General features: G+C 70.1%; 3 protein-coding genes. All 3 read right to left on the bottom strand.

Features of this window, described 5'->3' with window-relative positions; translation table 11 throughout:
• Positions 1 to 319: 319 nt before the first annotated feature.
• The gene (locus QZV84_RS07945; RefSeq protein ID WP_292827935.1) at positions 320 to 541 is read right to left on the bottom strand and encodes a hypothetical protein; all 222 of its coding nucleotides are present in this window, start codon (positions 539 to 541) and stop codon (positions 320 to 322) included.
• Between the two features lie 325 nt (positions 542 to 866).
• Entirely contained in the window at positions 867 to 1,568 is a 702-nt protein-coding gene (locus QZV84_RS07940; RefSeq protein ID WP_292827932.1) for a hypothetical protein, read from the bottom strand.
• Positions 1,565 to 1,957 carry a hypothetical protein gene (locus QZV84_RS07935; protein WP_292827929.1) on the bottom strand — a complete coding sequence of 131 codons (393 nt, stop codon included), beginning with the start codon at positions 1,955 to 1,957 and terminating at the stop codon, positions 1,565 to 1,567. Before QZV84_RS07935 ends, QZV84_RS07940 begins: the two co-directional genes overlap by 4 nt.
• Between the last annotated feature and the right edge of the window lie 195 nt (positions 1,958 to 2,152).

The following is a 2,152-nucleotide window of genomic DNA, read 5'->3' as shown; positions in this document are numbered from 1 at the left end:
CACCGTGCTGGACTCTGCCACCGTGCTGGACTCTGCGTAGCCGCCTTCGAGGAGCGAACTGAGCTCGTCGAGGTTGACCGGGCCGGTTCGTGCTGCCGGTGGTTCGCGGCGCAGCAGCGCCAGGAGCTTCCACCGTCACCGACAGCGACGTGCGCGCCATATAGCGAGCATGACGCGCCGGGCCAAGCGGCTATGCGAACCCGGACCTCTTCAGGCTCGCGATGCCGGTAGGTCGGCGCCGGTCGCCGGTGGCGAGCGCGTGCTCGACGAGAAGATCGACGAGCTTCGGGGGTCTGCGCCACCGCAAGGAGAGACCGGTTCATGCGTACTCTCGTGCTTCCTCGTCGAGCCCCGCTTCGAGAAGGTCCTCGACGATGCGCTCCGCGAGTCTCGCGTTCAACGACTCCCTACCATGCGCGGCGACGATCGCGACGGGATCCCGGTCCAGCACGGCCAGCCGCTCCAACGGATACCGTCCATACCGGCCGAGGTACTGCTCGGCGATGCCCGCGCGGTACCGTTCGACGCCGACATCGCCCAAGCCGGGCGCCTACCGACGATGTCGGGATCGAAGAAGTCCTGCTTGCCCCCGTTCCGGTACTTCACCAGCCAGTCCGCGATCCGCCGGCGCTCCTTCGACGTCACCGCATCGCCCAGCCCGCACACCGCGCGCGCGTGCGCCTCGAGCAGGCGATCCACGAGGTCACCCAGCGAGCCCGACGAATCATCCGCCCGCAACACCGCGGCGCGCAACGAGGCTTTCGAACGGCTCGGCCGGTGGCGGCGGGCTTCCTCGCCGGGGAGTCGTCCGGACGGATGCCGGGCTCGCGCGCCGTGTCGCCCGGGCGCTGAGCCCGGGCGACACGTCACCGCGCCTGCACGGGTGGAAGGTCCCATTCCTCGTCGGGTGTGCGCAGCACGCGCCACGCGAGAAAGGCCATGCCGACCGTGGTCAGTCCCCACGCGACGAGATCCAGCCACCGCAGCGACGTGATGACCGCGAGCAGGTGCAGCGGCTGCGAGACGATGAGCAGGATGCCGACGGTCACCGGAACCGCGCGCGCCCGGAGCGCTGCCGCTCCCAGCAGCACCGTGCCCGCGATGTGCCCCACGACGAACACGACCATCAGCACCGTCATGGTGGGCAATGCCATCATCGCTGTGACGATGCGGTCGATGTCGGTCACATCCATTCCGAGGTCGTAGCTTGCCATGGCCAAGGCGTCGGAGGCGAACAGCCCCGTCATGCCGAGGTACCCCGGGATCAGGAGGGCTCCTGCCCACGCGGTCAGCCGGGGTGATCGGCGTCGTAGCAGATGCAGGGCCGAGTACGCGCCGGGCAGGAGCGTGAACACGGCGACGAGTCCGAGCCCGACCACGAGCCGTTGGGCATCGGGATTGGCTGTGATCGACTCACCGACGGGTTCACCCGGGATCACGAAGCGCAGCACCGCGACCGCGGCAGGTCCGATCGGCATCAGCAGCGCCCCCACGCGCCGATCGAGGCGCCTGAGGTCTGCGCGGGGCCGCGGCGGGCGGTCCACGACGGTGCGCGCCGTCCCGCTCATGACCGGCGCTCCGCGAAGCCGAGCGCGACGAGCACGGCGACCGCGACCGCAAGCAGGATGCCCGCTGCCGCCACCACGATCGCGGATGCGGGAGCGTCTGGGATGAAGAACGCCGGCAATCCGGTCGCGCTGGACAGCAGACGCAGAGCAACTGCTGTCCATGCGGGCCAGCGTCGGCCGCCTGCCCAGGAGAACGGCACGAGCACGAGCGTGCCGATCCCGAGCACGATCATCGCCGCGCCGACTTCCGGAGGGGCGAAGAAGCCGCCGAACACTGCCGCGACTCCGGCGACAACGTCGCCGAGCGCGAGAAGTGCGGCAAGAGAGAGCCCGGCACGCAGCACGCCGCGGTGCTCGCGAGTGCCGGTGGAGACGGAGAGCGTGGACATGACAGAGATTCCTTTCAACGGATGCCGGGCGCCTCCCGGCCTCTTCAGTCTCGGCAGCGGTGCCGCAAGGTTGCGCGGGGGCGAGGGCGCGCAGCCAGGACAGACTCGGGAGATCTTCCCGGTCGACCGGGGTCCCGCCCCTAGGTGCTCCGCCACGGCGACGCGACAATGGATGCATGCCACCCGAGCCCATCC

It is taken from the genome of Microbacterium sp. (assembly GCF_011620715.1).
Taxonomy (GTDB): Bacteria; Actinomycetota; Actinomycetes; order Actinomycetales; family Microbacteriaceae; genus Microbacterium.
This window is presented reverse-complemented; position numbering and strand designations above follow the sequence as displayed.

What these genes read in the sequence shown, in the direction of transcription:
- QZV84_RS07940 (WP_292827932.1), bottom strand. Translation starts at nt 1,568, where the DNA reads ATGAGCGGGACGGCGCGCACCGTCGTGGACCGCCCGCCGCGGCCCCGC.
- QZV84_RS07935 (WP_292827929.1), bottom strand. Translation starts at nt 1,957, where the DNA reads ATGTCCACGCTCTCCGTCTCCACCGGCACTCGCGAGCACCGCGGCGTG.